22 protein-coding genes and 3 pseudogenes are annotated in these 26146 nt (G+C 44.2%); 12 read left to right on the top strand and 13 right to left on the bottom strand.

The window, feature by feature from the left end:
* Window positions 1–205 precede the first annotated feature (205 nt).
* The 4 genes and pseudogenes from ACH19P_RS09345 to ACH19P_RS09330 all read left to right on the top strand — a co-directional run bounded on the left by ACH19P_RS09345 (window position 206) and on the right by ACH19P_RS09330 (window position 5038).
* A pseudogene (locus ACH19P_RS09345) lies at window positions 206–1853 on the top strand (electron transfer flavoprotein-ubiquinone oxidoreductase).
* 113 nt (window positions 1854–1966) lie between these two features.
* Entirely contained in the window at window positions 1967–2443 is a 477-nt protein-coding gene (locus ACH19P_RS09340; protein WP_462158317.1) for an acyl-CoA thioesterase, read from the top strand.
* Between the two features lie 84 nt (window positions 2444–2527).
* Window positions 2528–3235, top strand: coding sequence for a tRNA (N6-threonylcarbamoyladenosine(37)-N6)-methyltransferase TrmO (tsaA, locus tag ACH19P_RS09335; protein ID WP_462158316.1), 708 nt, complete (start codon window positions 2528–2530; stop codon window positions 3233–3235).
* A 75-nt stretch (window positions 3236–3310) separates the two neighbouring features.
* Entirely contained in the window at window positions 3311–5038 is a 1728-nt protein-coding gene (locus ACH19P_RS09330; RefSeq protein ID WP_462158315.1) for a proline--tRNA ligase, read from the top strand.
* Window positions 5039–5106: 68 nt separating this feature from the next.
* Here the strand turns inward: ACH19P_RS09330 and ACH19P_RS09325 are convergent, their stop codons facing one another.
* Together ACH19P_RS09325 and ACH19P_RS09320 are read right to left on the bottom strand one after the other, a co-directional pair.
* On the bottom strand, window positions 5107–5340 hold the full coding sequence (locus ACH19P_RS09325; protein ID WP_462158314.1) for a putative hemolysin: 234 nt from the start codon (window positions 5338–5340) through the stop codon (window positions 5107–5109).
* Between the two features lie 249 nt (window positions 5341–5589).
* Window positions 5590–5991 carry a hypothetical protein gene (locus ACH19P_RS09320; RefSeq protein WP_462158313.1) on the bottom strand — a complete coding sequence of 134 codons (402 nt, stop codon included), beginning with the start codon at window positions 5989–5991 and terminating at the stop codon, window positions 5590–5592.
* Window positions 5992–6069: 78 nt separating this feature from the next.
* On the opposite strand from ACH19P_RS09320, the gene ACH19P_RS09315 reads away from it, so the two are divergent.
* The 3 genes and pseudogenes from ACH19P_RS09315 to ACH19P_RS09305 all read left to right on the top strand — a co-directional run bounded on the left by ACH19P_RS09315 (window position 6070) and on the right by ACH19P_RS09305 (window position 9979).
* On the top strand, window positions 6070–6870 hold the full coding sequence (locus tag ACH19P_RS09315; protein ID WP_462158312.1) for a UDP-2,3-diacylglucosamine diphosphatase: 801 nt from the start codon (window positions 6070–6072) through the stop codon (window positions 6868–6870).
* 104 nt (window positions 6871–6974) lie between these two features.
* On the top strand, window positions 6975–8534 hold the full coding sequence (locus ACH19P_RS09310) for a peptide MFS transporter (protein WP_462158311.1): 1560 nt from the start codon (window positions 6975–6977) through the stop codon (window positions 8532–8534).
* Between the two features lie 189 nt (window positions 8535–8723).
* Window positions 8724–9979: pseudogene (locus tag ACH19P_RS09305) on the top strand (SLC5/6 family protein).
* 59 nt (window positions 9980–10038) lie between these two features.
* Here ACH19P_RS09305 and ACH19P_RS09300 read toward each other — a convergent pair.
* From ACH19P_RS09300 to ACH19P_RS09285, 4 genes and pseudogenes are all read right to left on the bottom strand, one after another.
* Window positions 10039–10494 (bottom strand): DUF4190 domain-containing protein, encoded by a 456-nt coding sequence (locus ACH19P_RS09300; protein WP_462158310.1) that lies wholly within the window; start codon window positions 10492–10494, stop codon window positions 10039–10041.
* Window positions 10495–11137: 643 nt separating this feature from the next.
* Window positions 11138–12347, bottom strand: a pseudogene (locus tag ACH19P_RS09295) (ABC transporter permease).
* Complete coding sequence (locus ACH19P_RS09290; protein ID WP_462158309.1) at window positions 12340–13131, bottom strand: ABC transporter ATP-binding protein; 792 nt, start codon at window positions 13129–13131, stop codon at window positions 12340–12342. The pseudogene ACH19P_RS09295 and the gene ACH19P_RS09290 overlap by 8 nt, the downstream one beginning before the upstream one ends.
* Window positions 13109–13939 (bottom strand): DUF3025 domain-containing protein, encoded by an 831-nt coding sequence (locus tag ACH19P_RS09285; RefSeq protein ID WP_462158308.1) that lies wholly within the window; start codon window positions 13937–13939, stop codon window positions 13109–13111. Before ACH19P_RS09285 ends, ACH19P_RS09290 begins: the two co-directional genes overlap by 23 nt.
* 108 nt (window positions 13940–14047) lie before the next feature.
* Between ACH19P_RS09285 and ACH19P_RS09280 the strand changes: the two genes are divergently transcribed.
* A complete protein-coding gene (locus ACH19P_RS09280; RefSeq protein WP_462158307.1) occupies window positions 14048–15676 on the top strand; it encodes a M28 family metallopeptidase in 1629 nt (542 codons plus the stop codon).
* A 276-nt stretch (window positions 15677–15952) separates the two neighbouring features.
* On the opposite strand, the gene ACH19P_RS09275 is transcribed toward ACH19P_RS09280, so the two are convergent.
* From ACH19P_RS09275 to seqA, 7 genes are all read right to left on the bottom strand, one after another.
* Window positions 15953–16318, bottom strand: coding sequence for a DUF805 domain-containing protein (locus ACH19P_RS09275; protein WP_462158306.1), 366 nt, complete (start codon window positions 16316–16318; stop codon window positions 15953–15955).
* A gap of 159 nt (window positions 16319–16477) precedes the next feature.
* A complete protein-coding gene (locus ACH19P_RS09270) occupies window positions 16478–18043 on the bottom strand; it encodes a dihydrolipoyllysine-residue acetyltransferase (RefSeq protein ID WP_462158305.1) in 1566 nt (521 codons plus the stop codon).
* An 11-nt stretch (window positions 18044–18054) separates the two neighbouring features.
* The gene (locus ACH19P_RS09265) at window positions 18055–19032 is read right to left on the bottom strand and encodes a transketolase C-terminal domain-containing protein (RefSeq protein WP_462158304.1); all 978 of its coding nucleotides are present in this window, start codon (window positions 19030–19032) and stop codon (window positions 18055–18057) included.
* Window positions 19032–20249, bottom strand: coding sequence for a thiamine pyrophosphate-dependent dehydrogenase E1 component subunit alpha (locus ACH19P_RS09260; RefSeq protein ID WP_462158303.1), 1218 nt, complete (start codon window positions 20247–20249; stop codon window positions 19032–19034). Before ACH19P_RS09260 ends, ACH19P_RS09265 begins: the two co-directional genes overlap by 1 nt.
* Before the next feature lie 290 nt (window positions 20250–20539).
* Entirely contained in the window at window positions 20540–21574 is a 1035-nt protein-coding gene (gene astE / locus ACH19P_RS09255; RefSeq protein WP_462158302.1) for a succinylglutamate desuccinylase, read from the bottom strand.
* 93 nt (window positions 21575–21667) lie between these two features.
* A complete protein-coding gene (gene pgm / locus ACH19P_RS09250) occupies window positions 21668–23305 on the bottom strand; it encodes a phosphoglucomutase (alpha-D-glucose-1,6-bisphosphate-dependent) (protein ID WP_462158301.1) in 1638 nt (545 codons plus the stop codon).
* A gap of 10 nt (window positions 23306–23315) precedes the next feature.
* Window positions 23316–23879 carry a replication initiation negative regulator SeqA gene (seqA, locus tag ACH19P_RS09245; RefSeq protein ID WP_462158300.1) on the bottom strand — a complete coding sequence of 188 codons (564 nt, stop codon included), beginning with the start codon at window positions 23877–23879 and terminating at the stop codon, window positions 23316–23318.
* 191 nt (window positions 23880–24070) lie between these two features.
* On the opposite strand from seqA, the gene ACH19P_RS09240 reads away from it, so the two are divergent.
* The 4 genes from ACH19P_RS09240 (at window position 24071) to fldA (ending at window position 26016) form a co-directional block, all read left to right on the top strand.
* Window positions 24071–24847: an alpha/beta fold hydrolase gene (locus ACH19P_RS09240; RefSeq protein WP_462158299.1), complete on the top strand. Its 777-nt coding sequence runs from the start codon at window positions 24071–24073 to the stop codon at window positions 24845–24847.
* A 124-nt stretch (window positions 24848–24971) separates the two neighbouring features.
* Window positions 24972–25193 (top strand): DUF2788 domain-containing protein, encoded by a 222-nt coding sequence (locus ACH19P_RS09235; RefSeq protein WP_347389474.1) that lies wholly within the window; start codon window positions 24972–24974, stop codon window positions 25191–25193.
* A 2-nt stretch (window positions 25194–25195) separates the two neighbouring features.
* Window positions 25196–25474 carry a LexA regulated protein gene (gene ybfE, locus ACH19P_RS09230; protein ID WP_462158298.1) on the top strand — a complete coding sequence of 93 codons (279 nt, stop codon included), beginning with the start codon at window positions 25196–25198 and terminating at the stop codon, window positions 25472–25474.
* A 14-nt stretch (window positions 25475–25488) separates the two neighbouring features.
* The gene (fldA, locus tag ACH19P_RS09225; RefSeq protein WP_462158297.1) at window positions 25489–26016 is read left to right on the top strand and encodes a flavodoxin FldA; all 528 of its coding nucleotides are present in this window, start codon (window positions 25489–25491) and stop codon (window positions 26014–26016) included.
* Window positions 26017–26146: the final 130 nt, after the last annotated feature.

The raw sequence follows: 26146 nt of genomic DNA, 5'->3' as shown, positions 1-26146 counted from the left end.
AAGGTGTCTAAACTGCTAAAAGCTGCATGTTATCTATTGCGACACACAAACCTGACGTTAACGTAAACCTATTTATTTTGATGAAATCAGCCTACTTCCTGTTGACGTAAACGTCAACCTAAAATAACCTTGTCACACTATCTTTTGTGTAACGATTAATTTGCATTTCGTAACACTATACCGTCATCAATAGCAGGGGATTATTATGGTAGAACGTGAGACCATGGAGTTTGACGTGGTGATCGTAGGCGCAGGACCTAGCGGTCTTGCCAGCGCCATTAAACTTGCGCAGCTTGCACAAGAACAACAACAAGAATTAATGATATGCGTAGTAGAAAAAGGCTCTGAAAGTCGGCGCGCATATCCTCTCAGGGGCTGTGTTTGAAACCAAGGCACTTGATGAACTATTGCCTAATTGGAAAGAGCTCAATGCGCCGGTAACAACCGCCGTATCGAAAGATGAGATCCTTTGGTTTAGCGACGAACAAAACGCGAAAACCATTCCTCACTTTATGGCACCAAAAACGTTCCACAACGATGGCAATTATATTGTCTCCATGGGTAATGTATGCCGATTCCTTGCTGAGCAAGCAGAACAGTTGGGCATTGAAATTTTCCCTGGATTTGCTGCGCAATCAGTGATCATTGAAGACGATGTTGTCAAAGGCATTATCACAGGTGACATGGGCCTAGATAAAGACGGTAACGAAAAACCGGGCTTCATGCCGGGTATGGAACTGCGTGCGAAATACACTATTTTCGCGGAAGGTTGTCGTGGTCACTTAGGCAAGCAGCTGATCAACCAATTTGCCTTGGATAAAGATTGTTCAGTGCAGCATTACGGCATCGGCTTTAAAGAAATTTGGCAAGTTGACGCTGCAAACCATGAACAAGGTAAAGTAATTCATGGTACGGGCTGGCCACTCAGTGGTGACACCACAGGCGGTGCCTTTATGTATCACTGTGAAGACAATCAAGTTGTTGTCGGTTTGATTGTGGACTTGAACTACTCAAACCCACACCTTAGTCCGTTCGATGAATTCCAACGAATGAAGCACCACCCAGTGTTCTCTAACGTACTCAAAGGCGGCAAACGCTTAGCCTACGGTGCTCGTGCTATCGCAAAAGGTGGTTTACATTCATTACCGAAAATGCATTTTGCTGGTGGTTTACTGGTAGGTTGTGATGCCGGCACTTTGAACTTCGCTAAAATCAAAGGTAACCATACCGCGATGAAGTCTGGCATGCTCGCAGCTGAAAGTATTTTTACAGCGATTAAAGATGGCAAAGAACACACTAATCTCGTGGACTATGCAGAACGTTTCAAAGCCTCTTGGGTATACGATGAACTCTACAGTTCGCGTAACTTTGGCCCTGCGATGCATAAATTGGGTAAATTCTTTGGGGGCGCTTACAACACCATCGACCAAAACCTTTTCGGCGGTAAATTACCTTTTACGTTCGAAGACAACACGCCGGATTACGCAACCCTATTGCCAGCCGAACAAGCTGCAAAAATAGACTATCCGAAGCCAGACGGTGAGCTGAGCTTTGACAAGCTATCATCGGTGTTCTTATCAAACACCAACCATGAAGAATCGCAGCCATGTCACCTGCAACTTAAAGATGCAAGTATTCCGATTGAGGTAAATCTGACTCGCTTCGATGAACCAGCACAACGCTACTGCCCTGCGGGTGTTTATGAGGTAGATAACACAGGTGAAGAAGCAAAGTTTGTGATCAACGCGCAAAACTGTGTGCACTGCAAAACCTGCGACATAAAAGACCCTAGCCAAAACATTACTTGGGTCACTCCAGAAGGTGCTGGCGGGCCAAATTATCCAAACATGTAATGAGCTAAACCTCATTTCCTAAATTGCAACTGGGGCGTAAGCCCCTTTTTTTATGCTTAAATTCAGACATTTACTATACTCAAATCAGTGCGATAAAAATAATAGGAACAAACATGCCACAACAATCTGTGACTTTTCGATTTTTAGCTGAACCCACAGACGTCAACTTTGGCGGCAAAGTCCACGGCGGCGTCGTCATGAAATGGATAGACCAAGCAGGCTATGCCTGTGCGGCGGGTTGGAGTGGTCATTATTGTGTCACCGTTTCCGTAGCTGGCGTTAAATTTCGCCGCCCAGTACTGGTTGGTCAACTCGTCGAAGTACAGGCATCCATCGCTCATACCGGCAGGACCAGTATGCAAATTTTCATTCAGGTTCGTTGTGGCGATCCCAAAACTCAGCATATGGTAGAAACCAACCACTGCGTCATTAGCTTTGTCGCCATGGACCAAGCCGGTTATCCCATTGATGTACCAGAATTCATTGCCAAAACAGACGAACAAAAGCGCCTAGAAAAATATGCAATGAGGATGAAAGAAATTGCCATTGAAACCGAAAACCTTCTACAAGAAACCGAAGATAAAGGTTAGTCATAGTGCAACCCCTGTGCTTGTAATTGCTCGCGGCCGTCGATACACTGCCGCGCAGATTCAAAGCAATAACTTTAAAACGCCGTGAACACACCGATAGAAATTACGCCGATTGGCCATATTCGCTCTCCATATAAACAAAAGTTTGCTATCCCGCGTCAACCTCGCTTGGTGGATACGGCAAAAGCGCAACTGGTTCTCGATGAACCGTTTAACAATGAAGAGTTTATTCGCGGAATAGAGGAATTTAGCCATATTTGGGTGTTGTTTCGCTTCCATGAAACGGCAGATAAAGGCTATTCAGCGCTTGTTCGTCCACCACGCCTCGGCGGCAATGCGCGTAAAGGCGTGTTTGCTACTCGCGCAACATTCAGGCCTAATGCAATTGGCATGAGCGCCGTTGAATTACAAGGTGTGCAATGCAAGGGCCAAAAAGTCGTCTTGCATTTAGGCGGTGTAGACCTGCTCGATGGCACACCGGTACTCGATATTAAGCCGTATCTCCCCTACTCAGATGCAATGACGCACGCATCCGCTGGGTTTGCTGATACTCGACCACAAACACAAATGACGGTGAGTTTCTCCGAATCAGCATTAGCGTTTATTGCTAAGACAGATCCACAATTGGACCTGCACAGATTTATCACCCAAGTACTGCAACAAGACCCCCGTCCGGCCTACAAAAAGAACAAAGACGGTGTTCAGTCTTATGGCATGACCTTGTATGACTTCAACATTCGTTGGTCTGTAGAAGGCGAGCATAATCACGTTGAACAAATTACTGCGCTTTAGCGCTTTGCCGACGCTCGCTGCACTGCTAAACTAGCGCCAATATTTTTGATTAACTAATAACAAAACGGAACCTTCATGCGTACCAGTCAGTATTTACTTGCGACCCTGAAAGAAACACCTTCAGATGCCGAGGTAGTCAGCCACCAGCTTATGCTACGTGCCGGCATGATCCGCAAATTGGCCTCAGGCCTATACACTTGGCTTCCAAGCGGTGTAAAAGTACTAAAAAAAGTCGAAAACATTGTTCGTGAAGAAATGAACAAAGCTGGTGCGATTGAAATGTTGATGCCCATCATCCAGCCTGCCGAATTATGGCAAGAATCTGGCCGTTGGGAACAATATGGCCCAGAACTACTGCGCATTGAAGACAGACACAAGCGTCCGTTTGCACTAGGGCCAACGCACGAAGAAGTGATCACTGATTGTATTCGCCGTGAAGTAAGTAGCTACAAGCAATTACCTATCACTTTGTACCAAATTCAAACGAAAGTGCGCGACGAAATCCGTCCACGCTTTGGTATCATGCGTTCTCGTGAATTCACGATGAAAGATGCGTATTCATTCCACTTAACTGAAGAATGTTTAGCGCAGACCTATGAAAAATTGCACCAAGCCTACTGCAATATCTTTGACCGTTTAGGTCTAGATTATCGTCCAGTGCTTGCCGACACAGGTTCAATCGGTGGTAGTTTCTCACATGAATTCCACGTATTAGCTGAGTCAGGTGAGGATGCTATCGCGTTCAGTGATGGCAGTGATTACGCAGCAAACATCGAAAAAGCAGAGGCTATTGCACCAAATGAAGCACGCCCTGCCCCTAGCAAAGAGCTACAAAAGTTTGACACGCCAAAGGCAAAAACAATTGCTGAACTCAAAGAGCATTATGGTGTTAAACCACACCGTGGTGTGAAAACACTGTTTGTATACGGAGAAGAAAATGAGCAAGGTGAGCGTGGTCTCGTTGCCCTTGTTCTTCGCGGTGATCATGAGTTGAACGAATTAAAGGCTGAAAAGCTACCAGGTGTATTCTCACCACTTGAAATGGCAAAAGAAGAACACATCGTTGCGGTTGTGGGTGCACGACCAGGCTCACTTGGTCCTGTAGGTCTTACTGTGCCGATCATCGTTGACCGCAGTGCTGCAGTCCTTGCTGATTTCGTTGCAGGTGCAAACACCGATGACGTTCATTACAGCGGTATCAACTGGGACCGTGATGTGACAGGTTACCAAGTAGAAGATATCCGTAATGTTGTTGAAGGCGACCCAAGCCCTTGCGGTAAAGGTACGCTCAGCATTAAGCGTGGTATTGAAGTGGGTCATATTTTCCAACTCGGGACAAAATACTCGCAAGCGATGAACGCTGGTGTTCTAGGTGAAGATGGTAAGAACCAAGTGATGACAATGGGTTGTTACGGTATTGGTGTCTCACGTGTGGTTGCTGCTGCAATTGAGCAAAATAATGACAAGTACGGCATCATCTGGCCAAAAAATATTGCGCCGTTTGAAGTAGCCATTGTGCCTATGAATATGCACAAGTCACACCGTATTCCAGATATCGCTGAGCGCATCTATGGTGAACTTCAAAGTGCGGGTGTTGATGTGTTGTTCGATGATCGTAAAGAACGCCCGGGCGTTATGTTCAACGATATGGAATTATTAGGTGTGCCGTACACACTTGTTATTGGTGAGCGTAACCTAGATAACAACGAAGTTGAACTTAAGAACCGCCGCACAGGTGAAAAACTAATGCTAAACATCGATTCAGCGGTTGCTGCAATCGTTGAGCAACTTCAGAACGCGTAACACGCCACAAGCAACAGATAAAAAAGCCAGTCCTAGATGACTGGCTTTTTATTTAGATTCTGGAACCATTATTGATAGTCACGGTAGAACTCCCACACGTCGACTCTCGAGCCATTTTCCAGCTCACAAAAGTACGTCTCCGTTAAAGCACTGCCTTCAGTTACGACTTTTCCACCATGCTGAACACAAAATGCTAAAGCTGGATTCTGCATATCAACGTCCTGTTGAATGACCGTTTCTTCACTTTGATCTTGGCATGCTAGTAAACCAAATACACACAATACTATTACGATTATACGCATAAGCGCCTCCTGCATCTTATACCAATTCATTCAATCAGCTATTCTTTCTTTCAGGATAAATATCACTTTCACAGTGTTGAAATTTTACTCTGTAGAATAACTACCTGTGTAAATTCGCACTTTGATATCCGATGATTTATCCAGCGCTGTCTGTGGTCATACACTCAACAGAATTGGTATTACTCATTCAACTTCTGCTTGCTTGGTTTCACCATCACTGTTTTAACCAACACAAACTGAACCGCCCCTTTATGGGGACATTGCTTTATTCACCGATACGTCTGGTTTCCCCTCTTTAATAAGGATGGACACTCTGTATCTATGACCGCCCTCTTGCGGCACCTTAAGTGTAAACAAATGGCTTATGGGCTCATTACTTTGACGGTAGCTTAGTTGCAACGCTTCACTATTGTAATTTTTCACCGGAAAACCAGTGCCACATTGAGATGCCGCTTCAATGTGATTACAACTGACTTGGCCTCCATGGCCAACAACCTGCAACTTAACCTCAGTTAACGTGCTGTTGGTTTGGTTTAGCAAATCGACTCCAACAATGTTATGAGCATCATCGTTATGACCATCATCCATCTGGGTCTGACACCCAAAGAGTAATAAAGTCGACAGCACAATAGCAGAGTATTTAACTGTCATTGATTGTTCTTTTTTTAGACTTCTTCCTGTCATTACATCTCCCTAGCCTTTTCATTATTACTCTGGGGATTACTGAACATGCAAAACAGCAACACCACCTTTTACCGCGCAGTTTTTATATCAGACGTTCACTTAGGATATAAAGACTGTAAAGCCGCGTACTTATTAGACTTCTTAAACAGCATAAAGTGCGAAACGCTTTATTTAGTCGGCGATATCGTCGATTTATGGTCAATGAAGCGTCGCTTTTATTGGCACCCTAGCCATTATCAAGTACTCGAAGCGCTTAAAGAAAAAGTAGAACAAGGCACCCGAGTAATCTACGTCCCTGGCAATCATGACGAAACATTGCGCCGATACGACCAAGATACGCTTATGGGTGTGGAAGTGCACCGTCAATTTGAGCATATCACCACTGAAGATAAACGCTTCTTGATACTCCATGGTGACGATTTCGACTCCGCTACACGATACAGCAAATTGATCAGTGTGATTGGCGATACCGCATACGATTTTTTATTGTTTTTAAACCGTTGGCACAATCGTGCTAGACGTTTATATGGTGGCCGATATTGGTCCCTAGCGTCCTGGATAAAAGCACGCGTGCACAAAGCACAGGAAGCAATTTTAGCCTTTGAAAATGCTGCTATACATGAAGCAAAAAAGCGCGGATATGATGGCATAGTGTGTGGACATATCCATCAACCGCAATTACGCGTGTGCGACGGCATTGTCTACTGTAACGATGGCGATTGGATAGAAAATTGCACCGCTCTTGTTGAGAACAAAGACGGTAGAATGGAGCTGCTGCATTGGTCCGATACCCAACATGTGCTTGCAACGAACAACTTGCGTCATATAAAGGATAACGCTGCCTAAATTTAACGCTGCAAAGGTGCAACCCAGCGACTCAAGGTTGCATCTGACGCACATTTCACGTACTAATAATTGCTCACTATAACGACAATAATGGAAGTGAATCTATGTCTGATGAGCAAAATGCCGCAAAATCTAATCTAGATACGGCTTTTTTCGGCCATCCTAAGGGATTATCTACCCTATTTTTTACAGAAATGTGGGAGCGCATGAGTTACTACGGTATGCGCGCCATGTTGGTGCTATTTATGACAGCCTCATTGCAAGAGCAAGGGCTGGCCTTTACCGTTGCTTCTGCTGCAGCTATTTATGGTTTATATACCGGTGCTGTTTATTTCCTCGGGCTACCTGGAGGGTGGCTTTCTGATCGCCTCTTCGGGGGTCAGAAAACGGTGTGGTACGGTGGTATCATTATTATGTGCGGACACATAATTCTCGCCATTCCTCATCCAAGTTCATTCTTTATCGGCTTAATTTTCGTTGCCACGGGTACCGGTTTATTAAAGCCAAATATCAGCGCATTGGTCGGTCAGCTCTATTCATCTGAGGACGAGCGTCGTGATAGCGGCTATGCCATCTATTACATGGGTATCAACCTAGGTTCAGTCATTGGTTACATGATCTGTGGTTACTTTATGGAAAATGTCGGTTGGCACTGGGCATTCGGTGCTGCAGCTGTTGGCATGGCGCTAGGCCTTGTCCAGTACCGCATGACCCAAAGCAATATTGCTGGCATCAATGATAAACCAGCAAATCCTTTATCAGATAAAGGTAAATCAATAACTTGGACGCTTATCGCTGCATTTATCACGGGGGTAACACTGACGGTTATCGGAGCGTATCAGGGCTGGTTCGTAATAAACCCTGTCGCCTTGGCAGGGTCAGTCGCTGTCGTATTCACGGTTACTTTCTTTGTATATTTCGGCTACATCTACTTCATGGGTGAACTTAATGATGCAGAGAAAAAGCGAATGTGGGCACTGTTCTTGGTGTGTGTTGCGTCAGCTTGTTTTTGGTCTGGATTTGAGCAAGCAGGCTCGTCGTTAAATTTATTCGCTCGGGACTATACCGATAGAATGTTAGGCTCATTTGAAATACCAACTGCTTGGTTCCAATCTGCAAATGCGTTTTTTATCATCATCCTTTCACCCTTTTTCGCTGCATTGTGGATCAACCTAGCAAAGCGTCTCATCACTCCTTCATACAGTGTGAAATGTGCAATAGGCCTTATCATCATGGCCACAGGTTTCTTAGTCATGTTTTTTGCTGCACAGTACGCTGCAGATGGTCTCAAAGTAGCACCTTATTGGTTAATCACTACCTACTTCCTGCATACGGTCGGTGAACTTTGTTTAAGCCCAGTTGCGCTTAGTGCCGTAAGCCGCTTGTCTCCTGCTCGCTATGTTGGTCAGATGATGGGCGTATTCGTTTTAACTTACTCTATCGGTAATATCATCTCAGGATTGTTAGCTGGAAGCTTTGACCCAGAAAATGTGCAAGAGATACCAGGTCTTTATATGCAGATCGCATTATTCAGTATCGGTGTGGGAATAGTCTTAGTTTTGCTCAACTTCAAAGCTAAATATTGGGAGCGCGCTGGACGCTCAGATGACAATGAAGACTCAGAAGCCACTTTGAGTGAGCAACCTGCGGAACAAAAAGTGTAATCGAGAAATTAAACGCTAATTTTGTAGGCCCCACGTTTTTGGGGCCTTTTTCGTTTTTATGTATATATATTATTCAGCAACTCCTCCGATGATTACATATAAATACACGTAATCACGCATAACTATGAATTAGTTTGGCAAATTAGGTATTATTACGCCGAAATTTATGCAGTTTTCAGGTAGTAGTATATGAGCTCCTCTCACGACACGCTGACCGCCACTTCATCGGCAGCGATCAGTTCATGGAATCGCCATGACACCCAATGGGTTTTAAGTTTATTCGGCACCGCCGTGGGTGCAGGTATTTTATTTTTGCCCATCAACGTTGGTCTTGGCGGATTTTGGCCATTAATCATTATGGCCTTGGCAGCCTTCCCAATGACCTATCCAGCACACCGAGGTTTAGCACGCTTTGTCTTGTCATCAAAACAAAGCGACAGTGACTTCACCGATGTGGTTCAAGAACACTTTGGCCAAGGTGCCGGACGCCTTATCTCACTTCTTTATTTTCTATCGATTTTCCCTATCTTGCTTATTTATGGTGTTGGCCTCACCAATACAGTAAACGATTTCATTGTTAATCAGCTGGGTTTCGCACAGCCTTCGCGTATTGTTCTCTCTGCGTGTTAGTCGCGGCAATGGTAGGCGTGATGCTAGGCGGTGAAAAACTCATGCTACGTGCGTTCGCTTTCTTGGTATACCCTTTGGTCACTGTTCTATTCGCGCTATCTTTATACTTGATCCCGAACTGGCAGATACCAAGTACGGAACTTATTGCTTTACCCGATTTTGCCATAAACCTATGGCTCGCAGTGCCGGTTATTGTATTTTCGTTTAGTCATGCAGCGGCAATATCAAGCTTTGCCAATGCCCAGCGCCGTCACTATGGCGAACAAGCACGTCCTAAGGCAGATGCAATTTTGAAATACACAGCCATTATGTTAATCACATTCGTGTTGCTGTTTGTATTCTCTTGCGTGTTCGCCCTCAGTGCTGAGCAATTACAAGCGGCTAAGGATGCAAACATTTCGGTGCTTTCTTATCTTGCTAACACTTATAACAATCCAATACTTGCCTATGTCGGGCCGTTAGTGGCATTTGTTGCCATTACGTCATCCTTCTTTGGTCATTTCCTAGGTGCTCGTGAAAGCTTTAATGGCTTAGTGGTAAAACACTCAAACCTGACGCATAAAAAAGCGGATAAATTAGGTGTGGCGTTGATGTTTATCGCTATCTGGGTATGTGCGGTTTACAACCCGAGTATCTTAGGAATGATGGAAGCGATATCAGGCCCTATCATTGCGATGATTCTGTTTATTATGCCAATGATTGCCGTTTATAAGGTAGAGAGTATGAAACAGTATCGCGGTAAATTGAGCACCTACTTTATTTTATTGGTGGGTGCACTGGCTGTATCTGCCTTGCTGTATAGCCTACTAACCTAACTTTATATGTAAAGCGTAGGCTGCGATAACACAGCCTACGCTACAAGTAGGATGTGCGATTAATAGCTTCCCAGCATCGCTAGACCACCAACAAATATGAGCCACAATCCCCAAAATGCGATGCTCAAATAGCCCAAGATTAATCCGGCTAATGCCAAACCATCACCCGTCTGATTGCCATTACTCTTTCTAATTTGTGAGCGTGCAATGTGTCCGCAAATAACAGCCGCAATTGAGCCGAAAAAGAATATACCGAGAACCCCTAATACGAGACTCACTATTGCCAAGACTGATGTTTGAGCTTGTTTTGGAGCAACGGAGCGTTGTTGCGCAGCGATGGGCTCCGAATGATAAATATCCGCAGCTGTGTTGTCGCTTGCTACGAAATCGACCGCCATTCCTGCTGCAGGTGATACACTGCTTTTCCAATTATCGAATGAAAAACTATAGCGGTTTCCCTCATCGCAACTGATAACACCTTGCCCGGAATTAAAATCTAAAACTTTCCCCTTCACTTCCCTCGTCCTTCATACTGATTAAATTATTGATTTTATTTCTAACCTAATAAATAGGTATCAGTTCACTATACTGTATAAAAAACAATAAAATAAAGAAAAACTATATAATTTAGTATGTTATGGGTACACTCGGCGTTAAAATTGCTAAGGTCCTATTCACTTAAATCGCCGTTGTGCCAAGTGATACCTACCGACGACAGGACTCTCTGCATCCCGATAGAGTGAGTCACTTTAACTCTGCATCGTTGCTTTGGTTGAGTGCAGCCGATACCAGAGTTTTTATTAACAGTGAAGAGGTTCCTGCGTAGCAAGCAAATGCTCATTATTCGTTGGCTTAATCCCTACGAAACTATGACAACCTATTAATTTGTATGTTTTTCCAACGCATATTATTCTGGGCAGGTTATAACGAGGATGTTCAATATTGCTCTTTGCGATAGCTTTGGCTTGAATGGTGTTAAGTCACTGAAGGGAGATTGTAATTTGACCTTGAATCAACAAGTCACCTAGTGACTAGGAATTATTTGAGCGTTGTACAATTTATTAGTCATTAATAGTTCAATCCATAGCCGAAGCTAGCATTGTATTGTTCTACACTCGCAAAACTCTGAGCGAGCCGCACTGGCCCGCTCATTATTAATTATCTAAATAGCACTTCTTCGCGGTTAAACCAGTATGTACAAAACGCTAGTAATGCGCCTGCAAGCACCACGGTAGCCGCAAATATTAAACCTACTAAGCCCATATCCACAGTCCCTTTGATGATTCTCTTTTATTGCCAAACAAATATTCGTAATTGGGATTAAGGCGGTTTTTGCCGTCAATTCCATGTTCGGCATAATGGCCACGATAATAGGTATAAATACCAAAAACGACAGCGGCGACATGTAGTTCTGTGCTTCTTTAAAACTGCGAGCGTAAATAGATATCGTCAGCGCCAATGAGCCAAAGATAGCTGCGACAGGGATCAGGAGCAACAAAATCAGCAATAAGTCAGTGACCATAACCGTGCCAAATGCTTCTTTGAGCATATCTAGCTCAATGAATTGCCCCGCTAAGGTGATCCACAGTCCAAAACTCAGCACCGTCACCATGGCACTGGTAATGCCGCTGCAAAAGACGGTTAGAAACTTACCTAACACCACTTGAGTACGAGATAAAGGCGTCAGTAACAGCGTTTCTAAAGTGCCTCTTTCCTTCTCTCCCGCTCCTAAATCAATCGCTGGATACATAGCGCCCGTAAGCACTAAAGGTAACAATAGATACGGAATATAGGCGCCTATTTTTTCACCTAGATTCTCTCGTTGGTCTGCGGTGTTTACTTTTTCAAGTGCAATGGGTTGCAACAGCGCCTTTTGCGCATCTGCACTGACACCCAGCTCAATGAGTTTGGCACTTTGCAATTGCTGTGCGTATTTATCAGCCACTTCTTTGAGGTTGGTAAACAAGAAATTGATCGTTTGCGCATCATTGAAAATGATTTGCCACTTACTTTGCTCACCACTATCCAACGCGTCTTTAGCATCACGTGGAATGAATATACCCACATCAATATCGCCTGCTTCCACCGCTGCTTTTAAATCCTCCACACTGGTGTAAGTGTGCTCTTTTTCTAGCGACTTAAAACTCTTATGGAAGAATACTTCTTTTGAAAACGGTTCAGCGTATTGGGCATTAACGATGGCATAAGTGTGCACTTTTTGTTCAGCTTCAATCGCTGCTTTCGATGCCAAAAAGCCGACTAAAGCAAAAATAACAGGGAAAATAAGTAATGGCAGCGCCACAACAAACATGAGTGTTTTCTTGTCGCGTAGTAGTTCTTTAATTTCTTTTAAAAATACTTCAAACATGACGCTGTCCCTCAAGAATATTCAAAAATGCCTGGTTCAACTCTTGGCTTTGTCCTTGCTCTTTAAACGCATCGAGTGTGCCATCGAAGCAACTGATCCCTTGGTCAATGACACAGACGCGGTCACACAACAGTGCCACTTCATCAAGGTGGTGAGTAGAGAACACCACGGGTGTACCTTGCTCTTTTAGACTTTTGATAAAGTTGATTACCGTTTGCGTGGTCATAATATCGAGACCTGTCGTGGGTTCGTCGAGTATCACCACCTTCGGCTTGTGAACCACTGCACGAGCGATATTAGTCTTCTGCTTCATGCCGGTAGACAAGTTATCGGCACGCTTATCTAGAAAGCTATGCATATCAAGCATGGTGAACAACTCGTCACAACGTTGTTTGAGTTCTTCGCCTTTCATTCCATGCAGCTTGGCAAAATACTCGACGTTTTCTTTAGCAGTGAGGCGTCCATATAAACCTGTAGAACCAGACAAAAACCCTATAGCCTTGCGACCTGCCAATGGTTTTTTGACCAAATCCACACCGCCAACTTCAATGCTGCCTACATCAGGTTTTAGTGCCGTAGATAGCATTCGTAAAGTAGTGGTTTTACCGGCACCATTTGGCCCTAACAACCCAAGAACTTCACCTTGTTCGCAATGAAAGCCCACATCGCGCACCGAGTGGAAATAGTCTTTGTCTTCACGCGGGTCTTGCTGAGCTTCCGACACCCCTTTTTTATGATCTTTGGTGAGCTTGAACTTCTTCTTAAGCCCGTTCACTCTTATCATTATTATTCTTCCTTCGTTTTGGCCTAAAGTAGTCCGTGTTGGCATAAAATTCTGGGTTTAGATTGCCATCAAACCAGCCTGGTACACCCAAAAGCGGTAACGGCGATAACGCCGAGTTATCAGCTAACACATCCTGTACAGCTATCATCTCATACAGACGTTCATCTAGGTAGTCGTATTGGGCACGTAAATCTTTACAAAATATATCAGCGGGCACTTTTAGAAACAGCGCCTTACCGGTTAACCCAATAAAAGGCTGTGTGAGCATCTCATAATTGGCATGACCAAATGTGTAAGCACGGATTGATTTATGCCAATGTGCTCGGCGCTCAACAAACACTTCTTGCCACGCGTGTGAGCGAAAAGGTGCTATCCAATCTTCATCCGTCACAGCTAGTACAACAGCACATTCATCGAACAGGGTTAACGCATTTCGCTTTTTGCTGCGTTGGTTGCAAGGCTGTTTTGCCATTTCATCGATATGCAACTGATTCAACAGCGCCTTGGTTTTTGGAAATAATTGCCAGATATAAGCACCGAACAAGTCGTGCCAATTTTCAAAGCGCGTAGGCACCTTCCCTGTCTCAAAAATAAATGTTTCATAATAGCGCCCGTCCGCCTCGAACTCACTATTATCAATGAATTCAATAGCATGGCCATTAACATTAGTGATCTGGTGGTTATTGAGATCCTCAAGCGTCGGCCAATTACTGTAATCAGCAATTGAAAACAACGCATTTAAATCTGCAAATGCGCCCGTTCGCAAACAATAAGACTGCCAGTTTTCAAAGGGGGTAAAACGTTTCATTCTTGTTAGTATTAGCCGTAAATTTTGCGTAGTTTAGCGCAAAAACTGGTGAAATTTCATTGCTATCCTTATACTGGTTCACTCTTTCAAGCAATGAAATGAAAAATTATGAAGCGCTATTTCCCTCTTACGCTTCTCAGCGCAGGCATTTTAGCCGGCTGTGCAAGCACAAAAATAACAAATGACGACGTAATGACCGGCTGGGACAGCATTAATGCTGGCGAACTTGCCGAGCACATTAAAACGCTTGCTTCTGATGAATTTGGCGGCCGCGCACCTTCATCAAAAGGCGAAGAGTTAACGCTAGCTTATTTAACAGAGCAATTTAAAGCCCTTGGTTTTGAGCCAGGTAACGGTGATAGCTTCTTACAAGAAGTACCTTTGGTATCCATTGAAGCTGACCCAAATATGACGCTAGAAATCGGTGGAAAACAATACCAATACAAAAAAGATATGGTAATGGGCACCAGCCGTATTAGCGCAAAAGAAAGCATTAAAGATTCCGAACTTGTGTTCGTAGGTTACGGTGTGAACGCACCTGAGTATAACTGGAACGATTACGAAGGCTTGGACGTTAAGGGTAAAACCGTGGTGATGCTCGTTAATGACCCAGGTTTTGCCACCAAGAACCCAGACCTATTTACTGGCGATGCCATGACCTACTATGGCCGATGGACATACAAATACGAAGAGGCGAGCCGCCAAGGTGCAGCAGGCGCTATCATAGTGCATGAAACTGCGCCTGCATCTTACCCTTGGTCTGTCGTCGAAAACTCGTGGAGTGGCCCTCAGTTTGGCTTCCAAAAAGAGAATAACAACATGGACCGTGTAGCGGTAGAAGGCTGGGTAACTGTAGACGTGGCTAAAGAGCTATTTACTAAAGCAGGTCTAGATTTTGACGCTGCTAAAGCTCGCGCAGCTGAAGGTGCATATCATGTTGATATGGGCGATTTAACAGCCAGTGTCGAAGTCACAAGTGAAATTAAGAAATCTGTGTCTAACAACTTTATCGCCACTCTTCCGGGCAGTGTGAAACCAGATGAGCACATTATCTACTCTGCACACTGGGATCACCTTGGTACTGATAAAACGCGTAAAGGTGATCAAATCTATAACGGCGCGCATGATAACGCGACCGGTACTGCAGGTTTGATTGAAGTGGCAGAAGCATTCACAAAACTGCCACGCAACCCTGATCGTTCCATGACATTCCTAGCGGTAACTGCTGAGGAACAAGGTTTACTCGGAGCAAAATACTACGCAGCAAACCCTGTTATTGCACAAGAAAAAACCGTTGCGAACATCAACATGGATAGCTTAAACCTGCTAGGTAAAGTAAAAGACATCAGTGTTGTGGGTATGGGTAAATCTGAACTCGATAACATGCTTGCAGAAGCAGCTAAATTGCAGGACCGTGTAGTGTCGGGTGACCCTAAACCAAGCTCAGGTGGTTACTACCGCTCAGATCACTTTGCATTTGCGAACATGGGTGTGCCTGCAATGTACGCAGGTGGCGGCAGTGAAGCGCGAAACGAAGAAACCGAGCAGTATCGCAAACGTATGAGCCTCGTATTGCGTGGTTGTTACCATCAACCGTGCGATCGCTACCGCGATGAGTGGGACCTATCAGGTGCAGTTCAAGATTTACAATTGTTCTATAAAGTCGGTTTTGATATTTCCGAACAAGCTCAGTGGCCACAATGGTACCCTAACGCTGAGTTCCAAAGATTTAAATAATATTATTTAGTCGTTGGTTCAAAACTACAGTGTGGCCTAATTTTGAGTCGGGCCACACTGCATTTACCCTACTCTTATTGCCAATAATTCAAAAAGACCTGCGCTCGCCTTTCGCTTCAATCTTGCTTCATTTTGAAAAAAGTATGTCCAGTTGCATGGGAAAGATAAAATACAGTAATTTAATGAATTAGTTAGCATATTTTATATCTTCACTCTGATTTATTAGGCACAAAAAAGGCCCGAATAATCGAGCCTTTTTCAATGCATTAACCGCTCTTATGCAGCTGCTGCTTCGCTACCTAATTCTTTAGGGTTCGGACCGTGGTCGTTGTCACCGTCTTGGCTATCTTGTACAAAGAAGATAATTAGTACAATGAAACCAATAAGCGGTAAGAAGTACAGTAACTGCCACCAACCTGAACGGCCAGTATCGTGAAGACGGCGTGCGCCAATCGCTAAACTAGGGATAAATAGTGCTAGCGAGTAGATTGTGCCAACGAACATTGTGCCCAGTACCATATCGATAACAGTCGCAACGATAGCAAAGATTAGATAAAAAAGAATGAACATCCAGTAGCCTTTGCGGCGAGTACGGCCAGTAAAATCAGCGTATCGCTTTAGCGCATCTGTAAAGTATTCCATAGTAAATCCTATTTGATTATTGTTAATTCCAATTGGCGAATGAGAGTTTGCCGTTTCTGCCTTATGAACAAAGGCTTAACTGATGATAATTCAATCCCTGTATAAAAAAAACCAGCCCAAGCTGGTTTTTTCATATTAGAAACAACTGGTTTGACCAGATCAACTCATCGCCATCAACATTTTTGTAGGCTGTTCTAAGTAATCTTTCCACAAGTTATTGAAGCGTGCGATAGTGCCACCGTCAATTACACGGTGGTCACCAGACCAACTTACTTGCATAATCGCACGTGCTTCAACTTCGCCCTTGGCGTTAAAGCGCGGTAATTGTTGCACTTTACCTAAAGCAACAATAGCCACTTCAGGCTTATTAATAATAGGCGTTGCTGTGGTACCGCCGATTGCACCAATGTTGGAAATTGAGATAGTGCCCGATTTTAAATCTGCGGGTGACACGCGCCCTTCGCGCGCGCTATCAGTCAAACGCGATACTTCGTTTGCCACTTCAACGATTGACTTGTTTTGCACCTGCTTCACGTTTGGTACAAGTAGGCCAAGTTTTGAGTCTACAGCCATGCCAATGTTGTGGTCGTCAAAATATGTCAACTCTGTGCACTCATCATTCACCTGTGAGTTAAGCACAGGGAATTCTTTGATTGCCAGTGACAGTGCCTTGATGAAAAACGGCATCATCGTCAACTTCACACCTTGCTGCTTGTACTGCTCCTTCATCGAGCCACGCAGTGCAATAAGGTCAGTCAAATCGATTTCATCGCTGTATGTGAAATGCGGAATAGTTGAAACCGATGCTACCATTTGTTTTGCCATGGCCGCTTTCATACCCTTGATAGGCTCAACGCGCGTACCACCGCTTACTGGTGCTGATGGTGCCACAGATGTATTACCGGTTGCAGGAGGTGCACTTGTTGTCGCGCCTTTATGAGCAACGAATTTTTCAATATCTTCTTTAAATACACGACCGTTTTTGCCACTGCCAGGGACAGTGCTAATATCGATATCAAGTTCACGAGCGCGACGACGCACCGCTGGCGATGCGAGTGCCTTACCTTGCGCTACAGGTTCGCTCGATGGCTTATCTGCATTCGCTGGTGCCGCTGATTGTACTTCTGTTGCGTTGTCCGCAGTCGCAGCCGCACTCGCACTTACACCAGAGCCTGCAATTTCCATTTGAAACAACGGACTGTGTACTTTAGCGATATCACCCTTTTGATAGTAAAGTTTTATCACTTTACCATCGTACTTCGCAGGAATTTGCACTAACGCCTTGTCAGTCATTACGTCGCAAACTGGCTGGTCTTCTTTGATGTCATCGCCCTCAGCTACAAGCCATTCGACGATTTCACACTCAACAATCCCTTCACCGATGTCGGGTAAAATAAAGTCCTCTAATGCTGAACCTGTTGCTGCTGCTTGTGCAGGAATGGGTTCTTTTGCGGCTGTTGCAGACACATTTGCAGTGGGAGCTTCGCCTTCCACATCCATAGCAAACAAGGGTGCGTGAACTTTGGCAATATCACCTTTAGCGTAGTAAAGCTCGGTGATCACACCATTGTGTACCGCTGGGATCTGAACCAGTGCTTTGTCTGTCATTACATCACAGATTGGCTGGTCTTCTTTGACCTCATCGCCAACAGCAACAAGCCATTCAACCACTTCGCACTCAACGATGCCTTCACCGATATCGGGTAAAATAAAATCTTTAGCCATGTTCGTGCCCCTTAAAACTCAACTGCGTTCTTGATGGCCTCAAATACTTTCAAGGCATCAGGGATGTATTCTTTTTCTAGTGCAAGCGGATAAGGCGTATCCAGACCACACACACGTGCTATTGGTGCTTCTAGGTGCAAGAAACATTCTTGCTGAATCGTCGCTACAATCTCAGCACCAAATCCATTAGTAATAGGCGCTTCATGGCTCACTACCAAGCGGCCTGTTTTCTTCACAGATTGGGCTACGGTTTCAACGTCCCATGGCAAAATGCTACGCAGGTCAATTAATTCAACACTAATGCCCTGTTCTTTAGCTTTTTCAGCGGCCGCACTGATAATTTCCATCTGTGCACCCCAAGCAAGCACAGTAATGTCTTTACCTTCTTGTACAACTTCAGCTTTACCCAATTCGATTGTGTAATCTTCTTCTGGTACTTCGCCTACAGATGCACGGTATAAACGCTTAGGTTCAAAGAATATCACTGGGTTATCGTCTTTAATCGCCGCGCGCAACAAGCCTTTTGCTTGATACGGATCGCGTGGTACAACAATTTTCAGACCAGGGGTATGGGCAAAGTACGCTTCTGGAGATTGCGAGTGGTACAAACCACCGGCAATACCGCCACCATATGGTGTACGAATGGTCAAGTTACCCACGTTGAACTCATTACCACTGCGGTAACGGAACTTGGCAGATTCATTCACGATTTGGTCAAATGCCGGGAAGATATAATCAGCAAATTGAATTTCTGCAATCGCTGGTGCACCAAACGCGGCAAGGCCGTTAGCGAAACCAGCAATACCTTGTTCAGTTAGCGGTGTATTAAACACGCGGTGCTTACCGTATTTTTCTTGCAGACCAGACGTTGCGCGGAATACACCGCCAAAATAACCCACATCTTCACCGAAGATACACGCATGGTCATTTTCGGCCATGGTGATATCCAACGCAGAGTTAATAGCGTGGAGCATGTTCATTGTTTTCATTATTTGATTCTCCCTGCTGTTATCGGATACGCATCTGGGTATTTCTTGATGTGTTCTTTAAGTTGCTCGTATTGGGCTTGCAAGCTTGGAATTGGCGTGTCGTATACGTCACTTACCAACTCTTCAAGAGCAGGCTTAGCCACTTTTTCAGCTACTTTAAGTGCATCAAGAATTTGCTCGCGGATTTTATCCTTTGTTTGCTCGTCTTCTTTTTCGTCTAGCCAGCCTTGTGCTAGCAACCAGTTGCGAAAGCGCTGAACTGGGCAGTTTTCACGGAAGCTTGCTTCTTCATCTTTAGAACGATAACCACTCGGGTCGTCAGATGTAGAGTGCGCACCTAGGCGATATGCAATTGATTCGATAAGCACTGGCTCACCCGTTGTCGTAGCATGTTCACGCGCTGTTTTTGTTGCTGCGTATACAGCAAGCGCATCACCACCGTCTACACGAATGGTCTTAATGCCATAACCCACACCACGTGAAGCGATACCGTCACCAGCAAATTGTTCCTCTGCAGGCGTTGAAATTGCATAACCATTATTACGGGCGAAGAAGATAACAGGAGATTTATGCACAGCTGCCATGTTCATACCAGCGTGAAAATCACCTTCTGACGCAGCGCCTTCACCGAAGTAGCAAATAGTGATGTTATCGATTGTGCTTGCAAGCTCGCCCGTCGATTTATCAATGTGTTTGATCTTCTGGCCATATGCATAACCACTTGCCTGAGGAATTTGTGTACCTAGTGGCGAAGAGATCGTCATGTAATTCAGTTCGCGAGAGCCGTAGTGAATCGGCATTTGACGACCTTTACCCAAATCGAGTTCGTTTGAGAACATCTGATTCATGAATTGTTCGAGTGTAAAACCGCGATAGCGTAGCGCTGCTTGTTCACGGTACTGCGCCATAATCATATCAGCGTCATCCAACGCAGCAGCACTTGCAGTGACAGCTGCTTCCTCACCTAGACATTGCATGTAGAAGCTAACTCGACCTTGACGCTGTGCAGCTTGCATACGCTCATCTAACGCGCGGATAAAACGCATCGTGTCGTAAATTCTAAGTGCGGTAGTTTTATCAATTTCTGGTAATGTTGCGCCTTGTGCCAACTCGCCTTGTTCGTTAAGAACACGGTAAGTTGGAATGTTGAGCGCGTGCGAATCAATAAACGCAAGTTCGTGACTGATGTTCAACGAAACATTATTGGGGTTAGTCATAACCTTCCCTTCTCTTGTTGTCATGTCGCTGGGCGTGGATTTGTTATTGTTACTTTTTGAACACACTTGAATAAGTAATAAACAATCCAATTGTAGCTCATTTGTAGAATAATATTTCTACAGTTCACGCCTAGCTTAAATTATGCTGCCGCCACTTTACGTCAACGTAAAGGCTTATTCAACTAATGATAGCTGAATTATTGCATCATTCATAACCATGGGGTGGCAAGTTGCGTGTACGCCTCGTAACCTATTGAAAATAAATACAATTACGAGGCAAAGTGGTCGGATCAGATGAAATCATCCGTGAGTTTGGTAGGAGTAACTGTGAGCAACGCACGCTGTCCTAGTGCCACGTTAGCATTAGGGAAAATAATTGCTTCACCTTCAACTTCAGCGCGTATTTCTTCACCACCGTCTTGCCCTAGTAATGCGCCTTTCGAAAAGCCTGTGAAGTTAGGTACGTTGTCAGCGAACGTAAATGAGAAGTCTTCATTGGTGCGGTTAATGGTGCGATAAACAGAAAACAATTCTACATCTGATTCGTTAAGCTCTGGATAAACAACGTCATCTTGAGTGACCAATGCAGTTAATGTTTGCTTCGCTTGGGCAAAGCGCGTCATATCGTTCTCACCGAACGGACGTACCTTACCTAATTCAATCGTGAATGCGTCGGCGCCAAAAGTAAAAGAAGAAAAATAACTAAAAGTAGATGCTGGCTCAGCCATTAGTAACACAGTTTGCACACCGCAGCTCAACAAGAACTGCAATTGCTCGCGCTTGTGCGGTTGACCGTGTAAAAACGGATAAACAGCGAATTTCTCATTTTTTGAATCACGAATTGCCGTGTGCAAATCATAATGTGCGCGGTAGCGCCCTTGTCCTTTCGCGCTAAAGAATTGCTCCACGTACTGTTCTAGATTTTTCGCTCTGTCTCGCTCTGGGTTAGTCACGCCACCCAAGCTGTGTTTACCACAGAATAAGCGGTTTAGGTTTTCATCAACAAAACGTTCACCAATATTAATAGACTTTGGATTGCCAAAGATGAACAAAACACGATGTCGTAGCTCTATATCACCTAAGATAATGTCTTTGATTAGCTCGTCACATATTTCGATTGGCGCAGTCTCATTGCCATGCACGGCACTGGAAAACACGAAGTCTTTATTGCCAAATTGTGCGGGCGTGAACTCGATAACCCCAGTGTCAAGGACCTTTACAATAGTGCCATTATCAAGGGTGAACTGCTCTGCAGGCAGATCGAATTCATTTTCTCGGGTAATTGAAAGGAAATCACCAGTGTCTATTAAACGTTGTAAATACATATAATTCCTTTGTGAGAGCGTTAAAACGAAAGAGGAATAAAATAAAGATAGAAAAAAACCAGTCCGCAGACTGGTTTTTATAAATTCAATGCATTAAGCGATGGCGCTATTAACAAGCTCAACTGCCGCTTTTTCAAGTTCATCTAGGTGAGTTTCACCTTTGAATGACTCAAAATAGATCTTATAAATATCTTCAGTGCCTGAAGGTCGCGCTGCAAACCAGCCATTCTCAGTAACAACCTTTAAACCGCCAATTGCCGCACCATTACCCGGTGCATGAGTCAGCTTAGCAATAATCTTATCGCCCGCTAGTTCTGTCGCGGTGATGTCATCGGCGCTAAGTGCTTTAAGCTTGTTCTTTTGCTGTGCATTGGCCGGTGCGTCAATGCGCTTATACAGCGGCGAGCCAAACTTCGCAACCAAGTCTTGATAGTACTGTGAAGGTGATTTACCAGTCACTGCCAATATTTCTGCCGCTAATAGGCCCATGATAAAGCCGTCTTTGTCAGTACACCAGGTTGTGCCATCCATACGTAGGAATGTTGCCCCTGCACTTTCTTCACCACCAAAACAAATACTGTTATCGGCAAGGCCATCTACAAACCACTTCATACCAACAGGTACTTCAACAAGTTCTTTGCCGTGGCTTGCCACCACTTTATCGATAATGGCGCTAGAAACGAGTGTTTTACCCACTTTGACGTCTTTGCCCCAATCTCGATGTGTCGTTAGGTAATCAATCGCCACCGCAAGGAAATGGTTTGGATTCATTAACCCATCTTTAGTAACAATGCCGTGACGGTCAAAATCAGGGTCATTGCCAATACCAATATCAAAACGGTCTTTCAAACCGATAAGATTGGTCATAGCGTAAGGCGAAGAACAGTCCATGCGGATTTTGCCGTCTTTATCCAAAGGCATAAAGGCAAAACGCGGGTCTACTTCATCATTCACCACGGTTAAGTTCAAATCATACTCTTTGGCAATGACTGGCCAAAAGTTGATTCCTGAACCACCAAGCGGGTCGATACCGAGGCTAATGCCCGACTTTGCAATCGCATGCATATCAACAACATTAACTAAATCAACAACATAAGGTGTTTTTAAATCGGCATATTTGATGAAGCCCGAGCGAATCGCTTTGACATACGGAAACAATTCTACTTCGACTAAATCTTCAGTAAGCAGTTTGTTGGCACGGTCTTCAATCCATTTGGTTACATCCGTGTCTGCTGGACCACCATTTGGTGGATTGTATTTGAAACCGCCATCCTCAGGTGGATTGTGAGACGGCGTGATCACAATACCATCTGCTAGCTCGTTGGGATTATCGCGATTATGAGATACCACCGCATGGCTTATCACAGGTGTGGGTGAATAATCGCCCTCTTCTTGGGTAATTACTTGGACTTCGTTCGCAACCAATACTTCAACCGCTGAATTAAAGGCTGCTTCTGATAAAGCATGTGTATCTTTACCTAAAAATAAAGGGCCAAAGATATTGTTTTGTTTACGGTAATCACAAATGGCCTGAGTAATCGCAAGGATATGTGATTCGTTAAACTGCGTATTTAAAGAACACCCACGGTGACCAGATGTACCGAATGCAACTCGGTGCTCTGGATTTTGTTCAACATCAGGTTCATGAAGATAATACGCACTCATCAACTTGGGAATATTCACAAGTTGAGACTGATGTGCTGGTTTTCCTGCGTTTGGGTGTACGGCCATGCATGGCTCCTTATAAATAGTCGCGAATAATCTCTGCTTGTTCTTTTGAGTAACCCAACTCTAAAGCTACCTCGTGCAACATCATTTTCTTGCGCGTCGTATTAGAGTTCGTCATTACCCAATAAGGGCTGTCATCAATGTTCTTAGGATTTAAACTGCTACCACTTGCCTGAAGCTCTTCTTTGCTTGTAGCAAAATAACGGCGGTCACGGCCTTTAATGTTTAACACACTATCAAAGGTATTTTTATGACTACGGTGAAATGCAGCAAGAATAAATAAGAAACGACCCACTACCCCTTTTTGCATCGCCAATTCTTCTTTATTAAGGATGTCGAAAACGAATCCTTGAGATTGCGGTACGGGCTTTGACTGTTCTTGTAACACTGGTACAGATTCTTGTGACTCTTCTTGCACTGGTTGAGGTTCGTCAACCTTTGCAGGGGCAGACACAGAGGCGTCTGCACTTTGCAGATTCAATAAACGACGTAAGATGGTGGAAGCACTTTCGCCAATGCTTTGCGTATTACTGGCGATGTATTGATATAGCTCGTCGTCTATTTCTATTTTTTTCATGATATTCCTGTCGTTACTGCCATGTCTTTCATGCAATGCAGAATTATACCCAAGTTACCTGAATAAGCTAGGGCGTACAACATAAGGGTACAGGTAAAAAGATGAAATTTTTGAGTGTTTAACGCCAGTTGCCAAAAACAGCGTATCTCGGGCACAATTGCCACCTTTATAAGATTATGTCGGCGCTATCAATGTTATTGAATTATCAAATCAGTGGTCTTGAACCTCCTCAAGCGAAAACAGTCATAGTGATTCATGGACTATTTGGCTCACTTGATAACTTAAAAGTGGTTGCCAGGCCACTGAGTGACATGTTTCATGTCATCAATGTCGATGTGCGTAACCATGGTAAATCGTTTCACAGTGACACTATGAATTACGATGTAATGGCTCAAGATATTGTCGCCTTGATGGATGACCTTGGAATAGCAAAAGCCCATTTAGTTGGCCATTCAATGGGCGGAAAAATTGCCATGCAAGTCGCCCTGCACCACCAAGACAGAGTAGATAAGTTAGTGGTTATGGATATCGCGCCAGTCAGCTACCACGCTCGACACGATGCGATAATTAGCGCGCTAAACGCAGTCGCTGCCGCGCACATCACGTCACGTAGTCAAGCTGATGACATCATGAGCCAATTCATAAATGAACCTGGAGTACGCCAATTTCTTGCTAAAAGTTTGGCAAAATCAGCTGATGGAACCTTATTTTGGCTATTTAACCTACCGGTCCTTAGTCAACAATATGGCAATATTCTCGCTCAGCCAACTGTAAATGATTCTTGTTTATGTGATACACTTTTCATTAAAGGCGCTGATTCCGATTATATTCTTAGTGAACATCGTGACGTTATTTCTACTTTGTTCCCTAATGCAAAAGCGAAGGTTATACAAGGTGCAGGTCATTGGCTACATGCTCAAAAACCCGCAGCAGTTAATAAATCCATCGGTGATTTTTTAACACGTTAATCCATATCAATATTTTATAGCGCTGGCAGGGCTATAATGTTGAGGTGCAAAAGCACATTATTGCCTAAATTATTCAGATTTAATGTGCTACACTACGCGCCGTTTTACAAATAGGTAGCAGTAAATGGTCGACCAATTTATCACTGGACTCGATACCCTTGGGTTATATTTTGGCCTTGCTGGAATCTTTTTTTTCATCGGCATGGCAATTCAAGACGTACTGAAAAAAGGCGATGTGCCTAAATTTGGTCGTTATGTAGTTTGGCTAGTGTTGTTTTTAGGTTGCTCCGGTTTTATAGCAAAGGGCCTGATTCAGGTGTTTTGGCAAGGAGCAGGTGTGGGATAACCATGGCCAAGTCAGAGCTAGATAGAACTACACTCGATTTATTCGAGTCTGAGCGACGTCCGGGACGTCCAAAAACAAACCCACTCCCTAGGGAGTTACAGTTAAAAGTTAATAAGCGTAATCAACTCAAGCGTGACAAAGCGCGTGGGTTGAAACGCGTAGAATTTAAAGTTTCATCAGAGTTATATCAGGCGTTGAATGATATGGCGGATGCGCAAAATATTAGCCGTAGTGCGCTGATTGAAACCATTTTGCAAGAACGATTGGCTATTGATACTTAAAAGGTTATTTATTCATGGCAAGTGTAGGTATATTTTTTGGTAGCGACACGGGTAACACTGAACACGTTGCGAAAATGATCCAAAAAGAGCTCGGCAAAAAATTGGTTGCTGTGCACGACATTGCAAAAAGCAGTAAAGAAGAAATTGCAGAATTTGACCTGCTACTGTTTGGTATCCCAACTTGGTACTACGGTGAAGCTCAATGTGATTGGGACGACTTTTTCCCAGAGCTAGAAGAAATCGATTTTGACGGCAAGCTTTGCGCTATTTTTGGTTGTGGTGACCAAGAAGATTATGCCGAATATTTCCTTGATGCCATGGGTATGGTTAACGACATCATCACAGAGCGCGGTGCGATTGTTGTAGGTCACTGGTCTACAGATGGTTATGACTTCGAAGCATCAAAAGGTCTCGCTGATGATGATCACTTTGTTGGTCTAGGTATCGACGAAGATAGACAACCAGAATTAACTGAGCAACGCGTTAAGCAATGGTGTGCACAAATTCACGAAGAAATGTGCCTCTCTGAGCTAGAAGACTAATACTTGAGCGCTCAGGTGTAACTTGCCTTTACACTTGACACTTAAGCACGTTATTCTTAATTTTTAAATGCGTCGAGCGCTCGACTGTAATCGTCGAAGTGCAAAAAAAAATATAATTGAGAACAAGTTG

Source organism: Pseudoalteromonas sp. GB56 (assembly GCF_054923835.1).
This window is presented reverse-complemented; position numbering and strand designations above follow the sequence as displayed.

Bases quoted from the DNA above. Each gene is read 5' to 3' on its own strand.
- ACH19P_RS09340 (WP_462158317.1), top strand. From the start codon at position 1,967: ATGCCACAACAATCTGTGACTTTTCGATTTTTAGCTGAACCCACAGAC.
- ACH19P_RS09330 (WP_462158315.1), top strand. From the start codon at position 3,311: ATGCGTACCAGTCAGTATTTACTTGCGACCCTGAAAGAAACACCTTCA.
- ACH19P_RS09325 (WP_462158314.1), bottom strand. From the start codon at position 5,340: ATGCGTATAATCGTAATAGTATTGTGTGTATTTGGTTTACTAGCATGC.
- ACH19P_RS09320 (WP_462158313.1), bottom strand. From the start codon at position 5,991: ATGACAGTTAAATACTCTGCTATTGTGCTGTCGACTTTATTACTCTTT.
- ACH19P_RS09315 (WP_462158312.1), top strand. From the start codon at position 6,070: ATGCAAAACAGCAACACCACCTTTTACCGCGCAGTTTTTATATCAGAC.
- ACH19P_RS09310 (WP_462158311.1), top strand. From the start codon at position 6,975: ATGTCTGATGAGCAAAATGCCGCAAAATCTAATCTAGATACGGCTTTT.
- ACH19P_RS09290 (WP_462158309.1), bottom strand. From the start codon at position 13,131: ATGATAAGAGTGAACGGGCTTAAGAAGAAGTTCAAGCTCACCAAAGAT.
- ACH19P_RS09285 (WP_462158308.1), bottom strand. From the start codon at position 13,939: ATGAAACGTTTTACCCCCTTTGAAAACTGGCAGTCTTATTGTTTGCGA.
- ACH19P_RS09280 (WP_462158307.1), top strand. From the start codon at position 14,048: ATGAAGCGCTATTTCCCTCTTACGCTTCTCAGCGCAGGCATTTTAGCC.
- ACH19P_RS09275 (WP_462158306.1), bottom strand. From the start codon at position 16,318: ATGGAATACTTTACAGATGCGCTAAAGCGATACGCTGATTTTACTGGC.
- ACH19P_RS09270 (WP_462158305.1), bottom strand. From the start codon at position 18,043: ATGGCTAAAGATTTTATTTTACCCGATATCGGTGAAGGCATCGTTGAG.
- ACH19P_RS09265 (WP_462158304.1), bottom strand. From the start codon at position 19,032: ATGAAAACAATGAACATGCTCCACGCTATTAACTCTGCGTTGGATATC.
- ACH19P_RS09260 (WP_462158303.1), bottom strand. From the start codon at position 20,249: ATGACTAACCCCAATAATGTTTCGTTGAACATCAGTCACGAACTTGCG.
- astE (WP_462158302.1), bottom strand. From the start codon at position 21,574: ATGTATTTACAACGTTTAATAGACACTGGTGATTTCCTTTCAATTACC.
- pgm (WP_462158301.1), bottom strand. From the start codon at position 23,305: ATGGCCGTACACCCAAACGCAGGAAAACCAGCACATCAGTCTCAACTT.
- seqA (WP_462158300.1), bottom strand. From the start codon at position 23,879: ATGAAAAAAATAGAAATAGACGACGAGCTATATCAATACATCGCCAGT.
- ACH19P_RS09240 (WP_462158299.1), top strand. From the start codon at position 24,071: ATGTTATTGAATTATCAAATCAGTGGTCTTGAACCTCCTCAAGCGAAA.
- ACH19P_RS09235 (WP_347389474.1), top strand. From the start codon at position 24,972: ATGGTCGACCAATTTATCACTGGACTCGATACCCTTGGGTTATATTTT.
- ybfE (WP_462158298.1), top strand. From the start codon at position 25,196: ATGGCCAAGTCAGAGCTAGATAGAACTACACTCGATTTATTCGAGTCT.
- fldA (WP_462158297.1), top strand. From the start codon at position 25,489: ATGGCAAGTGTAGGTATATTTTTTGGTAGCGACACGGGTAACACTGAA.